This window comes from Acetobacter sp. DmW_125128 (assembly GCF_008704325.1).
GTDB lineage: Bacteria > Pseudomonadota > Alphaproteobacteria > Acetobacterales > Acetobacteraceae > Acetobacter > Acetobacter oryzifermentans.
The window spans coordinates 18,526-38,263 of record NZ_VHOP01000051.1; the positions used below are offsets into that span (position 1 = coordinate 18,526).

The following is a 19,738-nucleotide window of genomic DNA, read 5'->3' on the forward strand; positions in this document are numbered from 1 at the left end:
GACCACAGGCCGTACCGTGCCTGAAGGATGCTGATACAGGGGCAGCTATGGAAACTTTGTACGCCTTCCAATTTTTATCGCACGCCTGTTTATATCCGCCGGAAGAGCCCCTGCTCCGTCGTGCCATGCCATTTACACGGCAGCACCACACAGGCTGGCCACCGGCGCACCGGAGTTTTTCTTTTTATGTCAAAGCGTATGCTGATCGACGCGACACACGCGGAAGAAACGCGTGTTGTTGTGATGGACGGAAATCGGCTTGAAGATTACGATGTTGAATCTGCTGCAAAAAAGCAGCTTAAAGGGAACATCTACCTTGCCCGCGTTGTTCGCGTAGAGCCAAGCCTGCAAGCCGCCTTTGTAGAATATGGCGGCAACCGCCACGGCTTTCTGGCCTTTAGCGAAATCCATCCGGATTACTATCAGATCCCGGTTTCTGACCGCGAAAAGCTGCTGGCCCTTCAGGCGGAAGAAGAAGCTCTGCTGGAAAACAGCGAAAATGGTTCTGATGAAGATGATGTATCTGACAATGCAGAAACTCAGGCATCTGATACGGAACAGGATATAGAAGCATCTGACACTGCCGCTCAGAATGAAGGCGAAGGTTCTGAACGGGAAGAACGTTCTGCCAACAAGCCGGATGCTCCGGACTACGTCGGCGGCGAAACAGATACGGGTGAAGAAGCCCTTATTCAAAAACGCATTGCCCGATTCCTGCGTAACTACCGTATTCAGGAAGTTATCCGCCGTCGGCAGGTGCTACTTGTGCAGGTGGTTAAGGAAGAACGTGGCAACAAGGGCGCAGCCCTGACCACCTATGTTTCTCTGGCTGGCCGTTACTGTGTGCTTATGCCCAATGCCCTGCGTGGTGGTGGCGTTTCACGCAAGATTACATCTGTGGCAGACCGCCGCCGCCTGCGAGATATTGTTTCCGACCTCAACCTGCCCCGCGGCATGGCCATGATTGTGCGCACTGCTGGCGCACAACGGCCCGGCCCAGAAATTACGCGAGACTGCGAATATCTGCTCCATCTGTGGGATGATATCCGCGAACATACGCTTCAATCCGTGGCCCCCGCACTGATTTACGAAGAAGCGAGCTTGGTAAAACGCGCTATCCGCGATGTTTACACCCGCGAAATCAGCGAAATTGTAGTGGATGGAGAAAACGGCTGGAAGGCCGCGCGGGACTTCATGCGGATGCTGATGCCTCAGCACGCAGAAAAAGTCCGGCTGTGGAACAAGGAAAACCAACCTCTGTTCACCCACTACCACGTGGAAGGGCATCTGGATGCCATGTTCTCCCCCGTGGTATCTCTGCGCTCTGGCGGTTATCTGGTTATCAACCAGACAGAAGCCTTGGTTGCCATTGACGTAAACTCGGGCAAAGCCACCAGCCAACGTAACATTGAAGAAACGGCGTTCCGCACCAATCAGGAAGCTGCTGATGAAGTAGCCCGCCAGTTGCGCCTGCGCGATCTGGCTGGCCTGATTGTAATCGACTTCATTGATATGGAGTCTCGCCGCCATAACTCCATGATCGAACGCCGCCTGAAAGATGCCTTGCGGCATGATCGGGCACGTATCCAGATTGGCTCTATCTCCCATTTCGGGTTGCTGGAAATGTCGCGCCAGCGGCTACGCCCATCTGTAGCAGAAGCCGCCTTTATGCCTTGCCCGCACTGTAATGGCACAGGCATGATGCGCAGCATTGAAAGCTCTGCCCTGCATGTTCTGCGCGCAGTGGAAGAAGAAGGTGCACGCCGCCGTTCTTCCGCTATTACCGTGCATGTTGCTGCGGATATTGCTTTCTACATCCTAAACAACAAGCGGGACTGGCTGACCCAGATCGAACAGCGCCACCAGATGGAAGTGCTGTTTGCCGCAGACAATACGCTGCCAGCTCCGGAAGTTCGGATCGAACGCCGCCAGCATGCACGTCCGCCACGGATTCAGCCGCCATTGCCGCCGGTTGAAAACATTGTGGCAGATGAGGTTGCTGCTGCCACGCCAGAAATTCCGGCTGCAGAACCTTCTTCTATTCAGGAAACTGCCGATACTTCCGACGAGCCACGTCGTCGTCGTCGGCGTCGGCGCCGTCGGCGGAATGATCAGGATACCAATCAGGTATCTGAAACACAGACACAGCCTGATACAGAAACACCAGAAACTGCTGAAACCGCACCCATTGCAGCGCCTGAAAACGCGGCAGAACCTGTTGCAGAAGCCGAAGCAGAAACCAATCTGGTGCCGGGCCGACGCAGAACCCGCCGCTCCCGTGTGCGCAAACCAACTGAAACACGCACGGAAATCCATGTAGATATCGAAGAAGGCCCCGCGCCACGGCCCAATATGCCAGCATGGGAAGGCCCAACCCCGGCCAATCCATTTGGCGGTGCGCCGGACATTTTCGAACTTCTGGAAAACACTGCCCGCCAACAGGCTGTTGACATTGCACCAGCACCTAAAGCAGCTAACGTGCAGGAAGAAGCTGCAAGCGTGCCAGTAGAACCCGCCAAAACGGAAGAGGTTGCACCCCAGCCCGTTATGGCTGCACCGAAAGAGCCTGAAAAAACGGAAGAAGCGCCTAAACCGCGTCGGCGCCGCACACGCAAGAAGGTAGAACCCGCAGCAGAAGAAAATGCCGAACAGGCAGAAACATCTGTAGCCGCACCAGAAGCAGAAGCTGCATCAACGGAAGCAGAGGCCCCCAAAAAACCTGTGCGCCGCCGTGCAACCCGCCGCAAAACAGCGGCAAAGGATGAGGCAACAGAAGCGGCTGAAGCTTCTACAGTAGACACTGCCAAGGAAAAGCCAAAGAAAACAACCCGTCGGCGCACCACTCGTAAAAAGGCAGAACCAGCCTCTACTCCAGAAGCCGCCAGCGGAAGCGAAGCAGTTGCTACTTCCGCACCTAAAGAGGCTGCATCTGAAGTTTCTGATAAAGAAGAAGCTATTGTCCAGCCTATCGTGATCGAAGATAGCCCGCCAGCAACGCGCAGGCGTACCGGCTGGTGGAAAAAGTAAATCACACCACGCTTCTACCAAATTTAAAGGGCTTTCTCCTTTAGATCTGGTAAGTGGCCATATCTGCCAGACGCAAACTGATGGCAGATGTGGCCACTACATATTTTTCTTCTGCTGCGCCTTGTGGTAGGAGTGCAGGCTTAATTTGACACGCCTTGCCTCCGCCGGAGTTTTCATGAACCATCCCCGCCCTGCCCATCAGACCGAAACATCTTTCGGCACGGAAGATAACGGGCGTATTGTTCTGGCTCTCCCTAAAGGCCGTATCCTCAAAGCTGTCTCCCCCCTTATGTCTGGCACAGGTATGGCCCCTGCCCCAGAATGCTTGGGGGGAGATAGCCGCAAACTGCGCTTTCCCACGCAGGACCCACAGGTTGATGTGGTGCGCGTGCGCTCGTTTGACGTTGCAACCTTTGTGGCCAGCGGCGGTGCTCAGGTTGGCGTTTGCGGCGCTGATGTGCTGATGGAATTCGATTACCCCGAAATTTACGCCCCGCTTGATCTGGGTATTGGCGCATGCCGCATTTCTGTGGCGCAGCCTGCTCACCTTCCGCATGATCCACAGGAATGGAAGCGTTGGTCCGAAGTGCGGGTAGCCACCAAATACCCCGCTATCACACGTCGCTTTTTTGCAGCACGCGGCATTAACGCCACTATTGTGCACCTGCACGGTGCCATGGAACTGGCTCCAATGCTTGGTCTTTCCCGCCTCATTGTGGATCTGGTGGATACAGGATCTACCCTGAAAGCCAACGGCCTAAAGGAAGTAGAAACCATCGCTCAGGTCACCAGCCGCGTTATTGTTAACCGCACGGCCCTTAAAACCCGCCCGGAACAGATTGACCGCATTCTCTCCCGCTTTCGCACGGCGCTTGCTACATCCTCGCCCGTTGCGGAAAATGTGTAAGGCAGACGCATTCCATGAAACGGCTTGATACGCGCGAACCGAATTTTGAAACCGCCTTTACCGCTCTTCTTTCCAATCGTGAGGAGCAAGGGCAGGAAGTTCATAAACCGGTTGCAGATATTCTGGCTGCTGTACGCAAAGAAGGTGATGCCGCACTTTGTGCTTTTACAGAGCGCTTTGACCGCCTGCCCCTTACCGCGCAACAGCTTGCCTTTACGGCACAGGAGATTGAGCAGGCACGCGCAAAAGTAAGCCCTGAACTTCTGGAAGCACTGGATATTGCCGCGCAGCGTATCGAGTCCTTCCATAAAAACCAGTTACCTTCTGATATCCGTTACACAGATGATGTGGGCATGACATTGGGCATGCGTTGGATTCCGCTAGATGCAGTCGGCCTGTACGTGCCCGGTGGCAAAGCAGCATATCCATCTTCCGTGTTGATGAACGCCATCCCCGCCAAAGTTGCTGGAGTGCAGCGTTTGGCCATGTGTGTGCCAACTCCTGATGGGGTGATTAACCCGTTGGTGCTGGCCGCAGCGCACCGAGCTGGTGTAACAGAAATCTACCGTGTTGGCGGTGCGCAGGCTGTGGGCGCTATGGCCTATGGCACGCAAACCATCCGCCCGGTGGACCGCATTGTTGGCCCGGGCAACGCATACGTGGCCGAAGCCAAACGTCAGGTTTTTGGATATGTGGGCATAGACAGTATTGCTGGCCCATCTGATGTGGTGGTGATTGCCGATTCGAATACGAATCCACGCTTGATTGCGCTGGATCTGCTGGCACAGGCCGAGCATGATGAATGCGCGCAAGCCACACTTATTACCCCTGATGCAGCATTTGCAGATACCGTTATTCAGGCTGTGGAAGCTGAACTGCGCGTACTGTCCCGCTCAGCTATTGCGGGGGAAAGCTGGGCACGTAATGGTGCAGTGCTGATTAGCCGCGATATGCAGGAAGCCGTAGAACTGGCCAACCGTCTGGCACCCGAACATCTTGAACTGATGGTGGATGATCCGGAAAGCTTGTTTACCCATGTACGCCATGCCGGGGCTGCCTTTCTGGGCCGTTTCTGCCCCGAAGCCATAGGGGATTACGTAGGCGGCCCCAACCATGTGCTACCTACATCCCGCACCGCGCGTTTTGCTTCTGGCCTGTCTGTTTTTGACTTCATGAAGCGCACAACGTTTTTATCTGGCGGCCCGGATGCCCTCCGCCAGATCGGGCCCGCTGCTGTGGCGCTGGCTCAGGCCGAAGGGCTGGAAGCCCACGCACTTAGCGTTTCCGCCAGATTGGATGTTCTGGCAGCCTCAACACCTAATGCTTGACCATAGGCTGCCGCTCACCCATATCTGCTCACCAAGATTGACCTTTAACGGCTCTGAAACATACGAAGGATGCAATGTCTAAAGAAGACATGATTGAATTTAGCGGCACGGTAACTGAACTGCTGCCTAATGCCATGTTCCGCGTAAAGCTGGACAATGAACACGTTATTCTGGCGCATACCAGCGGCAAAATGCGTAAGAACCGTATTCGCGTTCTAGCGGGTGACCGCGTGAATGTTGAAATGACACCTTACGACCTTTCCAAGGGTCGCATTACGTTCCGCTTCAAATAAAGCCGTGACAGTTTCCGGCCAGCAGAACTCCGTTAAAGGAGAGGCTCCTCTCCTTATACTGGCATCTGCTTCGCCCCGGCGGGTAGAGCTGCTGCGCCAGATTGGCGTAGTGCCTGACCGCATCATTCCGGCTGATATTGACGAAACACCCGCAAAAACAGAACGTCCCCGTGCTTATGCGCGCCGTATGGCGTTGGAAAAAGCACGCGCGGTAGCTGCCACCGTTACTGAACCGGCCTTAATTCTAGCTGCAGATACAGTGGTTACGTTGGGGCGGCGTATTCTACCAAAAGCAGAAAAGCGGGAAACTGCGCAATTCTGTCTGGAACGCCTTTCTGGCAGACGGCATACAGTCATAACATCGGTTGCGGTTATGCCTAGCTCCGCGTGGCCACAAGGTAAAACAGCAGAGCGACTGGTAGAAACAGCGGTTACGTTTAATCGTCTTACACCGCATCAGATCAATGCGCTATTAGATGCGGGAGACTGGGCAGGCAAAGCAGGCGGATATGCCCTGCAAGGCCATGCTGCAGGCTTTATTCGTTTTCTATCTGGTAGCAGCTCTGCTGTTATTGGTTTGCCGCTATTTGAAACAGCCCAGCTTTTACGCGGGCAACCCGGACACTGGCTGGCGTGATGCATTATTTGCGCGTTGCCACCTTTCCGGGTGAAATGCGCCTTGCTGTTACCCAAGATGATACGCTGCTGGATTACGCACTTTGGCGGCCAGCCACCCCCGATCTTGTTGGCAATATCTATGTTGGGCGTGTAGCGGCACAAGCTGCCTTTATGGGGGGAGCATTTGTAGATCTGGGGCATGGCCTGCAAGGTTTTCTATCCGACCAGAAAGCAGTCTCTCACCTTACCGAAGGCCAGAGCATAACGGTTTGCGTTTCCCGCGCAGCGCAAGGCGGCAAAGGCGTGCGTGTGCGCATGCTGGAACCTTCTGCTCAGGGTAAGGATGTTGGCCTCGTAGCCACCGGTCCAACCCCTCTGGAACGTCTGGCGGCCCAATGGCCAAATGCGATCATTACCGTAGATACCCCGCAGGCGGCCGCCCTTGTGCCCCCGCTCCTACGCGCAAAAAGAGAAGCCGGATTTATGCCTATGCCGCCAGAAATTATGGCAGCATGTCATGCTCTGGAAGAGAGCAGTGTAGATCTACCAGGCAACATGCAGGCAACCATTACGCCAACCCCCGCGCTTATTGCCATTGATATGGACGCACCGCCTGTTTCGGGCTCCCGCCCCAAGCAGACTGCACAGTTTGCAGCAAATCGTGATGCGTTGCCTGAACTTTTACACCAAATCCGCCTGCGCAATCTTTCTGGAGCAATTGTCATTGATCCAGCAGGTATGGCCATGCGCAAGCGTCAGGCTTTGCAAGATGTCGTGCAAGAGGCTTTGCGGGCAGATCCACTTCGCCCACGCTGCCTTGGCGTAAGCGCTTTAGGGTTGATTGAGATTGTGCGCCCGCGCATTCACCCCTCCCTTCCAGAGCTTCTCAACTCTCCTCATGGGCATGCGCTTAAGGCACTCCGAACCATCTTGGCACAAGCCCCTACGGCAACCATCTTACGTGGTAGTATCCCCCTTATTCAGGCACTGGAGCAAGACCCGCAAGCCGTGGCAGACTGTGTACAACTCCGCGGCAAACCTTTGGCCCTAAAGGCCGATCCTGCTTTGCCTGATTTTTTCTGGACGGTTCAGGACGCATGACTTCTAAACCAGCTAAATGCCCCGTATGCGGCAAGCCTGCACAGGCAGAATTCCGCCCTTTTTGCTCAAAACGCTGCGCAGATATTGATTTAGGCCGCTGGTTTTCTGGCGATTATCGCATTCCGGGTGCACCTGTCCTGATCGAAAATGATGAAAAAGCTGAAAGAAATGACGAAAGGTGACTTGATCTCCTGCAAAGAGTGAGATACATGCTCTCTCACGCCGCAAGGCTGCGGTGCCCAAGTAGCTCAGTTGGTAGAGCATGCGACTGAAAATCGCAGTGTCGGTGGTTCGATCCCGCCCTTGGGCACCATTAAACGGCAGTGAACTGCCCCCCCTCCCAAAAAATAGTTTGGTATAATTTGGTGTAATCGCCTTTAGTGGTTTTAGCTCCACGCTCTCTTATTTACAGCCGCGATCGGCTCTGCTCTCTCTTTTTGCGCAGCCATCTCATCAGTTCATCCCTTCTGTGCAGCCATAAAGCCTTTCTTCCGCCCTGATTGTTCGAAATAAAGAAAGCATATTCTTTCAGCTCCCTTAGGTTGAGAAGATAGGCTATCTGTGTATAGTCGTTTCATTATCGAACAGTTTTCAGGAGTATTTTATGAAAAAGACCGTTCTCGCTCTGCTAGCAGCTCTTACCGGAGGCGTAGGCTTTTCTGGTGCAGCGCATGCAGCGGCGGATGGCGCGCAGCTTTATGCAACGCACTGCGCCATGTGCCACCAGAGCAGCGGCGATGGCGTTCCAGGGCAATTTCCACCCCTGAAAGGACGCATTGACAAAATTGCGGCTTCTCCTGAAGGCAAAACCTACGTGACACACGTACTGCTGAATGGTCTTGCTGGCAGCCTGAAGGCCGCTGGTGGTTCCTACATGGGTTACATGCCTTCCATGTCATCCATGTCTGATGAAGAAATTGCTGCTCTGCTAACCTACGTTTCCTCCCTGAGTGGCGCGGCTTCTACGCCAACCTTCACAGCGGATGATATTAAAAAGGAACGTGCTACACCCTTGCAGCCGGGTGTTGTGCTGGAAGAGCGTGAAAAGCTGAACGCTGCTCACCCTCTGCCATAAATAAACCAAGAGCCAGCCATTCTTACAAATGGCTGGCTCTTTTAAATACGCTTTAATTTCTAAAAATATTTAACCACTAACGTCTGGATTATTTTCAGCAACTTCTGCCTTGCTAGTTTTTGTCCTGCGTCCGTCTACAGCTTCTGCAATTTCAGATACGAGATCCAGATATTTATCCTGATCTGTTTCTACAGAAGAACCAAACTGGTTAAGCAAGCCAAGGATCAGATCCTCACGTGTTGCATGTTTTTTCTCCCTTCTTGGAGAAAAATGCTTTTTACCAGACATGAAATTTCATCCCTTTACACCTGCATGCTTCTACCATTTGCGCCTTGTTTATTGCGCGGTGTATCCACCATCAATCACCAGCTCGCTTCCTGTAACAAACTTGGATTCATCAGAAGCAAGATACAGAATACCGTAAGCAATATCGTTGGGCTCCCCCAGATGGCCAATGGGGTGCAGATCAACCAGTTTTTGGCGGGCTGCGGCGTCTTCCTTTGTTAAACCGGCCACCATGGGTGTCCAGATATAGCCGGGATGCACTGAATTCACCCGAATTTTGTATCCAGATTTGGCACAATGTAGGGCCGCAGATTTTGTAAACAGCCTTACTCCGCCTTTACTGGCGTTATAGGCTGCCAACATTGGATCCCCTATCAATCCTTCAATAGAAGACAGATTGACAATGGAACCGCCGCCAGACTTCTTCATGGCCTCAATAGCTGTCTGTGTGCCCAGAAATACGCCATCCAGATTGATGGACTGAACACGCCGCCAATCTTCCAGAGATGTGCTTTCTACACTACCAGAATACGCGATACCTGCATTATTCACGGCAATATCCAGCCGCCCATAAAGCTTGAGCGTCTGCTCAATAGCGGCTTTCCATGCCGCCTCATCCGTTACATTCAATTTGACAAATGCAGCTTCACCACCTGCATTTTTAATTTCTGTAACGGCTTTCTGACCGTCTTCTTCTTTTAAGTCACCAATAACAACCTTTGCGCCTTCTTTGGCCAAAAGCTGTGCTGTAGCCTTGCCTATTCCGTTAGCGGCTCCAGAAACAATGGCAACCTTGCCTGCTACACGCGCCATAATACTTCCCTACCTATGCCTTACGTTGCATTGCGTGCTGATCCCAGCCTGAATCAGATATCTCAACCATGACCTGCATCAATTCTTGCAAATGATGGAAAGATTTGAACAGACTTATACTCAGAGCATAATGCCTCTGGGCTATAAGAGTTCCTTTCTAAGAAGTTTTACTGCTTTGTTGAATCTGCTCCATATCCAACAATTGCTTTGGTTTCCAGAAACTCTGCAATTCCAAAACGGCTGCATTCACGGCCATTGCCAGACAGACCATACCCACCAAATGGTGCCTTTACCGTCCATGCTGCGCCATTAAGGGTAACGGTACCAGCCCGAAGTTTACGAGCAACCCTACGAGCACGCTCCATGCTGCCAGACTGTACATAGGCTGCCAAACCATATGGATTACTATTCGCCAGCCTGATGGCATCATCTTCATCCGCATACCCCATAATGGACAAAACCGGGCCAAAGATTTCTTCCTGCGCAATCACCATATCCGCAGTTACATGCCCAAACACAGTTGGCCGCACGTAATAGCCTTGCGTCAGCCCTTCTGGGCGCCCTACGCCACCAGCAGCCAAGACAGCCCCTTGCGCCGTGCCTTTTTCAATCAATGCCTGAATACGGTTAAATTGAGGAGCACTTACAACAGGGCCAAGCTCTGTCACATTATCTGTTGGGTCCCCCACACGCAGGCTATCTGCAACTTTAGCTGCAATATTCATAGCCTTTTCCATCAGATCATGCGGCACCAGCATACGTGTTGGTGCATCACAGGATTGGCCAGAATTTCCAAAACACTCCTGAGCGCCCCGCTCTACTGCATCTGCAAAATCTGTATCAGCGAAAATGATATTGGCAGATTTACCACCCAGTTCCTGCAAAACACGTTTAACAGTAGGCGCTGCAGCCTGAGCCACGGCAATACCCGCCTGCGTTGACCCAGTAAAAGACACCACATTCACCAGCGGATGACTGGCCAAGGCTTCTCCGGCTACGGGGCCATCACCATTCACCATATTATATACACCAGTTGGCACACCTGCTTCATGCAGGATTTCTGTAAATATGATGGCAGATAAAGGTGCAATTTCACTGGGTTTGAGCACAACAGTGCACCCAGCCGCCAAGGCAGGCATAACTTTGCAGGCTATCTGGTTCATGGGCCAGTTCCATGGCGTAATCAGCCCCGCAACGCCTATGGGTTCATGAGTGATGAGAATATCATCCTCACATTCTTCAAACTGGTAGTGGCGCAAGGCATCTAAAGTTTCTTCTATATGCGCCAAGCCTGCTGGTGTCTGGCTTTCCCGCGCGAGGGAAATGGGCGCACCCATTTCCAAAGAGATTGCCTGCGCCATCTCTTCTGCCCTGCGCTGATAGATAGATGGAATACGGCCCAGAATCTGTAACCGCTCTGCACGTGTTGTGGCGCTCCATGCCCCGAATGCCGCATAAGCGGCCTCAACAGCTCGATTCACGTCCTGCGCGTATGCCAATGCAATACGGCCGCATGGCTGTTCTGTCGCTGGGTTGATAATGTCTTTTTGAGCTTGCGCAGAAGGCAAAACCCACTGCCCGTTGATAAAAAATCTTTCTGAGTTTCCCAAACAATTCATTTGATCACCCTCCCAATAACTGCCAGATCCGTGGGTGTTTCAAGATAATACGACAAACACGCCCCAACATGTTATAACAGCCATGCGTTACCAGAAACGACGGTAACTAAAGACTTTCTTGCTTGTCTATGACATGTTTCTTGCCATTTGTTATTCACAGCGCAATATCAGGTGCACTCGTGAAAACAACCTTACGTTATACTCTTGCCGGTATCTGAAAATAGAACCTCCGGCTGCCGTAGAAAGGATTTATGCGTGACAACCGCCGCAGAAAACAACAAGCAACTGCTTGAACAGTTGAAGAATATAGCTGGCCAGCACCATGTCCTGACCGGAGAAGACAGTACATACCGCTTTACTCATGGCTTTCGCTTTGGTGCGGGTAAGGTGCTTGCTGTTGTTCAGCCGGGCTCACTTATCGAGCTTTGGCGCGTTGCGCAGGCCTGCGTAAATGCTGGCAAAATTATTATCATGCAGGCCGCCAATACTGGTCTGACGGGCGGCTCTACCCCTGATGGCAATAATTATGACCGCGATATCGTACTTATTAGCACGCTACGGCTAGATAAATCCCACCTGATCGGTAACGGCAAGCAGGTTGTATGCCTACCCGGCGCCACACTTTACGAACTGGAAAGCAAACTGGCGGCCATTGGGCGGGAACCGCATTCTGTTATTGGTTCCTCCTGTATTGGTGCCTCCGTTCTGGGTGGCGTGAGCAACAACTCTGGTGGCGCATTGGTGCAACGTGGCCCTGCTTATACGGAAATGGCCGTGTTTGGTCAGATCGGGCCGGATGGCAAACTACAGCTCGTAAACCATCTGGGTATCCAGTTGGGGAATGACCCGGAAGCGATATTGCAGAAACTGGAAGCCGGCACCTTTACAGAAGCAGATATTGATTGGAACGCCGGCAAAGGGCACGATGGTAACTATATCAATCATGTGCGCGAAATTGATGCTGATACCCCTGCCCGCTACAATGCAGACCCGGCACGCTGGTATGAAGCCGCAGGCTGCGCTGGCAAGCTGGTTGTCTTTGCTGTGCGCCTTGATACCTTTCCCGCCAATAAAGATACGTCTGTTTTCTATATTGGCACCAACAATACCGACGAACTGGAAAACCTGCGCCGCCATGTGCTGACAGCATTTAATGAACTGCCAATTTGCGGTGAGTATATCCACCGTGATGCGTTTAATATTGCTGAAAAATACGGCAAGGATACCTTTGCCGTTATCCGCTATTTTGGCACCAAGTTTTTGCCAAAAATGTTCGCCATGAAATCAAAGTTTGACATTTTTTCCAAGAAACTTGGTTTCCTGCCCGATCATCTAAGTGACCGAATCATGCAGGCTCTCAGCTACCTGCTGCCACGTCAGCTACCTAAGCGGATGCTGGATTATCGGGACAAGTTTGAACATCATCTCATGCTTAAAGTCTCGCACGATTTGGCTGGGCCTATGCGCCAATATTTGCAAACATATTTTGGCAGCGTAACTGGCGAATATTTTGAATGCACGCCAGAAGAAGGCAAGCTTGCCTTCCTGCATCGTTTTGCTGCGGCTGGTGCGGCTGTTAGATACCGCGCTGTGCACCATAAGGAAGCAGAAGATATTGTGGCGCTAGACGTTGCCCTCCGCCGGAATGACCGCGAATGGTTTGAAAAACTACCGCAGGACATTGAAAACAAACTGATTGTTAAGCTGTATTACGGCCACTTCCTCTGCCATGTCATGCATCAGGATTACGTGGTGAAGAAGGGTTACAATGCCATAGCGGTTGAACATGAAATGCTTCCCGGCTTGGATGCTCGTGGGGCACGCTATCCGGCAGAACATAATGTGGGCCACCTATATAAGGCTCCGCAAAACATGCTGGATCACTATCAGCAGCTTGACCCATGCAACTGCATGAACCCCGGTATTGGCCAAGCTACAAAACGCAAAAACTGGCTGGCAGAAAGCGTATAATCGTAAATTTCTGTTAGCCTAGCATATTACAATACTAAAAAACCGATGTAGCACTTTTGGCTACATCGGGTTTTATTTTGCATACACATCAAATATTCTAAAAAATAAGAGTCTATGATTTATTCTGCACATTTCGAATAAGATTATGAATAAAATGCAGTTTGTGCACAACGCCATGCGTTAACGTAAAGGGGTAAAAATCTGGCAATCCCATGGAACGATTCAAATTATTGACCGCATAAGTTAATGGAACCCATGCGTTAATAATTTCTTCAAAAGGCATGGATGTATAAGGGTTTCCATGGGGGGAAAGAAGCGCACCTCCCCCTACTGTGTCGCTTACTGTCATATCGTAAGCCAAAGCCGTTTCTAGTGTAGAAATAATATGGAAATAATGCGCCCATGTTTCTGCAAAATCTTCCCATGGGTGAGATGTCGCATAAAAGCTTACAAAATTCTCGCGCCAGTTCTGTGGGGGAGATTGCGCATAATAGGTTTGTAATGCAGCCTGATAATCTGCACTATCATCCCCAAATATAGCGCGGCAGGCTTCTAGTTTTCCGCCGTCTCTTACTAGAATGTTCCAGTAATAATGCCCAATTTCATGGCGAAAATGCCCTAGGAGAGTGCGATAATACTCTCCCATTTCAATACGCATTTTCTCACGGTAAGCATCATCTGCTTCCTTGGTTGCAATTGTGATAATACCATTGTTATGGCCTGTCATAATAGCAACTGAACCATCTGCCGCATCATCCAGAAAATCAAATGCCAATCCGTTTTCCGGGTCCTGCCGCCGGTTTTTAAACGGAAGTTTCAACTGCAGAATTGTGTAAAACATTCTGTGTTTTGCAACTTCCAATTTGTACCAACGGTTTTTATTTTCTGGAACATTCAGGTTAGGGATCATACGGTTAAATTGGCAGGCAACACAAAACCCAGAATTTGCACCATTATCGGCTGCCAATGTCAGCCAGTTACACACCCCATAGGCGTGATTGATACAAAAAGCCCGCGCTTGCCCTCTAGCCTTTTTTTCCAAAGGTAACCATGTGCCATCTGCCTGTGGTTCCAGCGCAGTCATGGTTGCAAACTCTGGTAAATACCCTACAGTAACACTGCAATAATGACATTGCGTTGCTTCAAACCCCACCAGATGATTGCAGGATTGGCAGGAAAACCGTTTCATTGTCGAGGTAAGTGCTGCACTTGCATGAACACATCAAACACGGCCTTACAACAATCCAGCACGCCAGAAACTGGTGCGGCATCCTGCGGCGTATTTGCAACTGCTAACGGAATATGCCCAGCCCCTGCCAGAAAGCCAGATGTGGTATCAAACCCAATCCAGCCCTTTTGCGGTATAAGAACTTGCGCCCAAGCGTGCAAATCACCATTCAGCGTTGTAAGCTTATCCTCCTTGCGTTCTTCCTGAATAAGATAACCTGAAACAAAACGGGCCGAAAACCCAAGGTGACGCGCAGCACTTACCAGCAACCATGCGCTATCTCGGCACGAACCGCTTGCGCGCTGCAATGTTTCCTCTGCTGTCCAAACTCCCGGCTCCATACGCCGTTGGTATTGGATCCGCTGTGCAACAACTTGATTAAGTGCCTTGATTTTATCCAGCGGATCTTGCGCAATCGTTACTTGGCGTGCTCTGATGAGTGAGCGCATGTTCTCACTCATGTACTGCGATGTTACCGCTTCTTCCTCATCCAAAAGTTCAGGGCATGTGGCCACATCAGCAAGAGGGTCATACGGCGTAAGATCAAGCATGAGCGCAACTTCAATATCAAAGTGCGTCACCTGATCTGCACATTCAACGCAAGCAATCTGATTACCCAATGCATCCTGTGTCCATTTTACCAAGCACTCAGTTGGTTGCACATGCAAGTTATAGGAGAGCACAGGTGTACGAGAATGCATCGTAGGGCGTAACCGAATTGTTTGTGGCCCCATGCTGACAGGCCTATCATACCGATAACAGGTTCGATGTGTCAGCATAACGTGAGAACTCATCAAACCCTAACCTTGTCTTTTATCTTATTCATGGCAAGCAGTGTTACCTCGTTTAACAAGAACACGTGCTTGTAGCGTAAAACCATAGCAGCATGGCACGCACATGCAATACATATCCAACACAATCAAAAACTTGCTTAACTAGCTGCTATTTTAGACTTGGCAAACCTCTGGAAACCTGTTCAGTTAATTCGATAGTGAAACAAGTTGAGGCCGCACTGGCCGTCAGCCTGACGGGAGAGAAACCATGATACCAACAGCCCTGCATGCTCCCCCTCAGGCTGCTTCCTTAGGGCTTCTGGACAACTACCATATCCCAGATTTTTTTTGTGAGTTGATGAATCGGCGTGACTCAACGCCCCCCGTCCTACAGTGCGTAAAAGACCGGCTTGCAGCACTTAGCCTGCCAGAATTACGCCGTAGAACCCAAGCTGCTGAGGCTCAACTCTACCGTATGGGCATTACCTTTACTGTGTATTCAGATAAGGAAGCCATTGATCGTATTTTGCCGTTTGATGCCATACCTCGTGTTATTACCGCGCAGGAATGGGATCACGTAGAGCGAGGTGTGCAACAGCGTATTCAGGCTATCAATCTGTTTCTGCATGATATTTACCATGATCGAAATATCCTGCGTGATGGCATATTGCCTACCGAACTGGTGCTGAATAACCCCAATTACTGTGATGCCATGGTGGGTGTAGATGTTCCCGGCGGCGTTTATGTGCATATCAACGGCACAGACCTGATACGGGATGATAACGGCCAGTTTCTGATTCTGGAAGATAATGCCCGCACGCCCTCTGGCGTGTCCTACGTTATTGAAAACAGACACATGATGCTGCGCCTTATGCCAGATCTGGCCTCTGGTCTGCCCATTCGCTCGGTGGAAGAATATGGCCTGCGCTTACATCAAACCCTCTGTGAAGTGGCACCAGAAGGAATTGCTGATCCACAAGTCGTTCTTCTTTCACCCGGCATTTATAATTCTGCTTATTTTGAGCATGTTTTTCTCTCCCGCGAGATGGGCGTACCCCTTGTGGAAGGGAAAGATCTGTTTGTTGAAAATCATCGGGTATTTATGCGCACAGTCAACGGCCCCCGTGCTGTGCATGCTATTTACCGTCGCTTGAATGATGATTTTCTGGACCCGCTGGCCTTTAACCCAAACAGCCTTCTTGGGGTTCCCGGGCTAGTAGAAGCGTATCGGCGCGGCAACGTTACACTTGCCAATGCCTTGGGCACAGGTGTTGCCGATGATAAAGCCGTATATGCTTATATGCCGCGCATTATTCGTTACTATTTAGGGCAGTCCCCTATTCTGAAAAGTGTGGAAACCCATATCTGTGCAGAACCAGACGGCCTTGCTTATACGTTAGCACATATGAACAAGCTTGTTATCAAACCTGTTGGAGAATCAGGAGGTTATGGCCTGTTGATTGGCCCACACGCCAGCCAGAAAGAACTGGCTGATTTTAGAGAAAAATTACTGGCTGATCCTGCAAACTATATCAGCCAGCCCGTTATCAATCTGTCTGTTACCCCAACACTCTGCCCAGATGGTGTGGAAGCCCGGCATGTGGACCTCCGTCCTTTTGCCTTAACAGGCCGTTCTGTGTGGGTTTTGCCCGGAGGTCTCGCTCGTGTGGCGCTCCGCAAGGGGTCTCTGGTGGTCAATTCATCTCAGGGTGGCGGCTCTAAAGATACGTGGGTAATGGCATCATGATGAACGAAACACAGGGTCACCTGCTCTCTCGCTATGCAGAATGCATGATGTGGCTGGCGCGTTATATGGAACGCACAGAAAATCTAGCCCGCCTACTAGAAGTGACAGAAACATTTGTGCGCGATGCCAATGGGCAAATTGCATGGCATTCTATTGTGCAAATTAACTCGGATGAACAGACCTTCCTTGCCTTACATCCATCAGGCGATGCAGATGCGGTAGCCAATTTTTATCTGACTGAACAGGCAAATCCGGCATCTATCTGTGCAACCGCCCATGCCATACGTGAAAATGCGCGTGCTGTTCGGCCCCTTGTTTCTATTGAAATGTGGGCACAGCTCAATGTCTTCACACGCTGGGTTCTGGATCTGAAAGAAAAGGATATTTATCAAAACAGTCTTTCAAACCTGTGCACTCGTATCAAGCAGGACTGCCAAGCCCATTTTGGCGTTACGGAAGGCACGCTTTACCGTGATCAGGCATGGCTCTTTTATAAATTGGGCAAAACGCTTGAACGATGTGACCAGATTACGCGCCTGATAGATATTCGCTACCATATGCTGCTGCCCCAGGGAGAAGCTCCTGGTTCTGAAATCGACATTACGCAATGGACAGCCGTATTGCGCTCTGCAGCGGCTTACCATGCCTTCCGCCGTTTACGCCCAGTTACAGTTACGCCTGCAAATATTGTAGGATTTTTGCTAAAAAATGAGGGGTTCTGCCGCTCCTTAGCCGCTAATTTACGCTTAATGGATGAAACACTCGCACTTTTAGCCTCTTATCCCGGCTTGCGTTCACGTTGCAGCGCACTACAAGAATGTGTTGCAGAGCTACGCGTTACTCTTGCAGAACAAACTGCGGAAGACATTATTATTCGTGGCCTGCATGATTATATGAGCTGGATACAACAGCAGCTTTCTCAATTGCAGGAACAAATTGCATCTGAATTCTGGCCTCCCGTTTCCGTGGTGGCGGTTCAGGCAGATTGTCAGATGCAAGCGTGAATCTGTTTGCGTATAGTATAAAAGATTTTGGATATGTTTTAAAAAAACTAGATATAATCCAGACCAATATCCAAAGCTTTTACGCTATGCGTCAACCAACCTGCGGAAATAACATCCACTCCAGTTTCAGCAACAGCACGCACTGTTTCTTGCGTAATACCACCTGATGCCTCGGCTATGGCCATGCCATTAATCATGCCAACAGCTTTGCGCAGAGTATCCGTATCCATATTATCCAACAAATACGCATCAGCACCGCCACAAGCCAATGCGGCTTCCAACTGCTCCAACGTATCTACTTCCAGTTCAATTTTCATAAGGTGGCCTGCACGCGCACGAGCTCTTTGTAAGGCCACGTCAACTTGCCCACCACACAAAGCCAGATGATTATCCTTGATCAAAATAGCATCATCTAACCGAAAACGATGGTTGCCACCTCCGCCTGCCTTTACGGCATATTTTTGCAACGCTCTTAACCCCGGAAGCGTTTTGCGTGTGCAGCAAATAACAGCTTTTGTGCCAGATACAGCATCCACCATCTGGCGCGTTTGGCTGGCAATACCGCTAAGATGAGAGAGAATATTCAAGGCTGTCCGCTCTCCTGCCAAAACAGTTAGAGCATCACCTTCTACTTCAGCCAGCACATCACCAATCGCCAGCATATCCCCATCTTGCTTAAAGGCACGAAAATGCACCTGTTCATCTAAAAGCGCAAAAGCCTGCTGTGCGCCTGCAAGCCCTGCAACAACCCCCTGATGGCGGGCGCAGAATACGGCGCGCATTTTCTGCCCAGGCATTGCTAATGCTTGTGTAGTTACATCTCCGCCCTGCCCCAAATCTTCAAACAATGCCGCTTGAATAATAGGTTTCCATAACAAGCTGGGAAAATGACATGCGTAAGACATATGTATAAGCGCTCCTACCCTACCCCTTAAATAAGCAACATGCGCTCAACAGATAGACGCGCACGCTCTTGCAAGGCTTCAGGAATAACAACTTCTGCTTCAAAATTTTCCAGAGACTTACGGATGGCGGGTAATGTAATGCGCTTCATATGCGGGCACAAATTACATGGGCGCACAAAAGTGGTGTTTGGATACTGCGCTGCCAAATTATCGCTCATGGAACATTCAGTTACCAAAAGAACTTTTTCGGGACTTTCTTCTGCAATATATGCAATCATCTGGGCTGTGGAGCCTGAATAATCCGCAGCTTCCACCACTTCTGGCGGACATTCAGGATGCGCCACAACTTTTACACCCGGATGCATACGCCGATATTGCCGAATTTCCTGCGGGGTAAACCGTTCATGAACCTCACAATGCGCAGGCCATGTTATCATTTCAATTCCGGTTTCGGCCTGAATATTGCGGGCCAAAAATTCATCTGGAATCATGATAACACGTGGAACATTCAGGCTTTCCACCACTTTGCGCGCATTGCCTGAAGTGCAACAAATATCGCTTTCGGCCTTAACCGCGGCTGTGCTGTTCACATAGGTTACAACAGGCACCCCGGGATACGTCTGTTTCAGATAACGCACATTCTCGGCTGTAATGCCTTCTGCCAAAGAACAGCCAGCAGCTACATCCGGAATCAGAACTTTCTTTTCTGCGTTTAATAGTTTGGCAGTTTCTGCCATAAAATGCACACCAGCCATAAGAATAATATCGGCATCTATATTCTGTGCGGCACGTGCAAGAGCAAGGCTATCGCCCCGGATATCAGCCACACAATGAAATATTTCTGGCGTTTGATAGTTATGTGCAAGAATAACGGCGTTATGCTGCTTTTTAAGGCGTATAATGGCCTCAATATCAGCAGCATAACGCTCTTCCCACAAATCTCGCGCCATGATGCCAGCCACAGGCTGATACAGAGTATCCCTGTCTGGAATATTGAACGCCAACATGAATACCCTCCCTTGCGGTACATATGCTCAATTTGAG

18 protein-coding genes and 1 tRNA gene are annotated in these 19,738 nt (G+C 50.6%); 12 read left to right on the forward strand and 7 right to left on the reverse strand.

The window, feature by feature from the left end; all coding sequences use genetic code 11:
- Positions 1–27: 27 nt before the first annotated feature.
- From FKW19_RS13525 to FKW19_RS13565, 9 genes are all read left to right on the forward strand, one after another.
- Complete coding sequence (locus FKW19_RS13525; RefSeq protein WP_089179384.1) at positions 28–3,027, forward strand: ribonuclease E/G; 3,000 nt, start codon at positions 28–30, stop codon at positions 3,025–3,027.
- Positions 3,028–3,202: 175 nt separating this feature from the next.
- Complete coding sequence (hisG, locus tag FKW19_RS13530; RefSeq protein WP_006117506.1) at positions 3,203–3,934, forward strand: ATP phosphoribosyltransferase; 732 nt, start codon at positions 3,203–3,205, stop codon at positions 3,932–3,934.
- A gap of 14 nt (positions 3,935–3,948) precedes the next feature.
- Entirely contained in the window at positions 3,949–5,262 is a 1,314-nt protein-coding gene (hisD, locus tag FKW19_RS13535; RefSeq protein ID WP_089179385.1) for a histidinol dehydrogenase, read from the forward strand.
- A gap of 74 nt (positions 5,263–5,336) precedes the next feature.
- Positions 5,337–5,555 carry a translation initiation factor IF-1 gene (infA, locus tag FKW19_RS13540; protein WP_003623225.1) on the forward strand — a complete coding sequence of 73 codons (219 nt, stop codon included), beginning with the start codon at positions 5,337–5,339 and terminating at the stop codon, positions 5,553–5,555.
- Between the two features lie 4 nt (positions 5,556–5,559).
- Positions 5,560–6,192, forward strand: a complete 633-nt coding sequence (locus tag FKW19_RS13545; protein WP_089179386.1) for a nucleoside triphosphate pyrophosphatase — start codon at positions 5,560–5,562, stop codon at positions 6,190–6,192.
- On the forward strand, positions 6,189–7,274 hold the full coding sequence (locus FKW19_RS13550) for a ribonuclease E/G (RefSeq protein ID WP_089179387.1): 1,086 nt from the start codon (positions 6,189–6,191) through the stop codon (positions 7,272–7,274). Before FKW19_RS13545 ends, FKW19_RS13550 begins: the two co-directional genes overlap by 4 nt.
- Complete coding sequence (locus FKW19_RS13555) at positions 7,271–7,456, forward strand: DNA gyrase inhibitor YacG (protein ID WP_006117510.1); 186 nt, start codon at positions 7,271–7,273, stop codon at positions 7,454–7,456. The genes FKW19_RS13550 and FKW19_RS13555 overlap by 4 nt, the downstream gene beginning before the upstream one ends.
- Positions 7,457–7,511: 55 nt before the next feature.
- Positions 7,512–7,587 (forward strand) — tRNA-Phe (locus FKW19_RS13560).
- A 291-nt stretch (positions 7,588–7,878) separates the two neighbouring features.
- Positions 7,879–8,349 (forward strand): cytochrome c, encoded by a 471-nt coding sequence (locus FKW19_RS13565; protein WP_063354469.1) that lies wholly within the window; start codon positions 7,879–7,881, stop codon positions 8,347–8,349.
- A gap of 69 nt (positions 8,350–8,418) precedes the next feature.
- On the opposite strand, the gene FKW19_RS13570 is transcribed toward FKW19_RS13565, so the two are convergent.
- The 3 genes from FKW19_RS13570 to FKW19_RS13580 all read right to left on the reverse strand — a co-directional run bounded on the left by FKW19_RS13570 (position 8,419) and on the right by FKW19_RS13580 (position 11,066).
- Positions 8,419–8,637 carry a hypothetical protein gene (locus FKW19_RS13570; protein ID WP_089179391.1) on the reverse strand — a complete coding sequence of 73 codons (219 nt, stop codon included), beginning with the start codon at positions 8,635–8,637 and terminating at the stop codon, positions 8,419–8,421.
- Between the two features lie 48 nt (positions 8,638–8,685).
- Entirely contained in the window at positions 8,686–9,447 is a 762-nt protein-coding gene (locus FKW19_RS13575; RefSeq protein ID WP_089179392.1) for a glucose 1-dehydrogenase, read from the reverse strand.
- Positions 9,448–9,614: 167 nt separating this feature from the next.
- A complete protein-coding gene (locus tag FKW19_RS13580; protein ID WP_116100263.1) occupies positions 9,615–11,066 on the reverse strand; it encodes an aldehyde dehydrogenase family protein in 1,452 nt (483 codons plus the stop codon).
- A 255-nt stretch (positions 11,067–11,321) separates the two neighbouring features.
- Between FKW19_RS13580 and dld the strand changes: the two genes are divergently transcribed.
- The gene (gene dld / locus FKW19_RS13585; RefSeq protein ID WP_035350829.1) at positions 11,322–13,037 is read left to right on the forward strand and encodes a D-lactate dehydrogenase; all 1,716 of its coding nucleotides are present in this window, start codon (positions 11,322–11,324) and stop codon (positions 13,035–13,037) included.
- Between the two features lie 112 nt (positions 13,038–13,149).
- On the opposite strand, the gene FKW19_RS13590 is transcribed toward dld, so the two are convergent.
- Both FKW19_RS13590 and FKW19_RS13595 read right to left on the reverse strand, forming a co-directional pair.
- Positions 13,150–14,226 (reverse strand): putative zinc-binding metallopeptidase, encoded by a 1,077-nt coding sequence (locus tag FKW19_RS13590; RefSeq protein WP_089179394.1) that lies wholly within the window; start codon positions 14,224–14,226, stop codon positions 13,150–13,152.
- The gene (locus FKW19_RS13595) at positions 14,223–15,059 is read right to left on the reverse strand and encodes a transglutaminase family protein (RefSeq protein ID WP_089179395.1); all 837 of its coding nucleotides are present in this window, start codon (positions 15,057–15,059) and stop codon (positions 14,223–14,225) included. Before FKW19_RS13595 ends, FKW19_RS13590 begins: the two co-directional genes overlap by 4 nt.
- Positions 15,060–15,306: 247 nt before the next feature.
- Between FKW19_RS13595 and FKW19_RS13600 the strand changes: the two genes are divergently transcribed.
- Entirely contained in the window at positions 15,307–16,785 is a 1,479-nt protein-coding gene (locus FKW19_RS13600) for a circularly permuted type 2 ATP-grasp protein (protein ID WP_089179396.1), read from the forward strand.
- A complete protein-coding gene (locus FKW19_RS13605) occupies positions 16,785–17,789 on the forward strand; it encodes an alpha-E domain-containing protein (protein ID WP_193561047.1) in 1,005 nt (334 codons plus the stop codon). The genes FKW19_RS13600 and FKW19_RS13605 overlap by 1 nt, the downstream gene beginning before the upstream one ends.
- Positions 17,790–17,836: 47 nt before the next feature.
- On the opposite strand, the gene nadC is transcribed toward FKW19_RS13605, so the two are convergent.
- Together nadC and nadA are read right to left on the reverse strand one after the other, a co-directional pair.
- Positions 17,837–18,694, reverse strand: coding sequence for a carboxylating nicotinate-nucleotide diphosphorylase (gene nadC, locus FKW19_RS13610; protein ID WP_089179398.1), 858 nt, complete (start codon positions 18,692–18,694; stop codon positions 17,837–17,839).
- Positions 18,695–18,720: 26 nt separating this feature from the next.
- The gene (gene nadA / locus FKW19_RS13615; protein WP_089179399.1) at positions 18,721–19,701 is read right to left on the reverse strand and encodes a quinolinate synthase NadA; all 981 of its coding nucleotides are present in this window, start codon (positions 19,699–19,701) and stop codon (positions 18,721–18,723) included.
- Between the last annotated feature and the right edge of the window lie 37 nt (positions 19,702–19,738).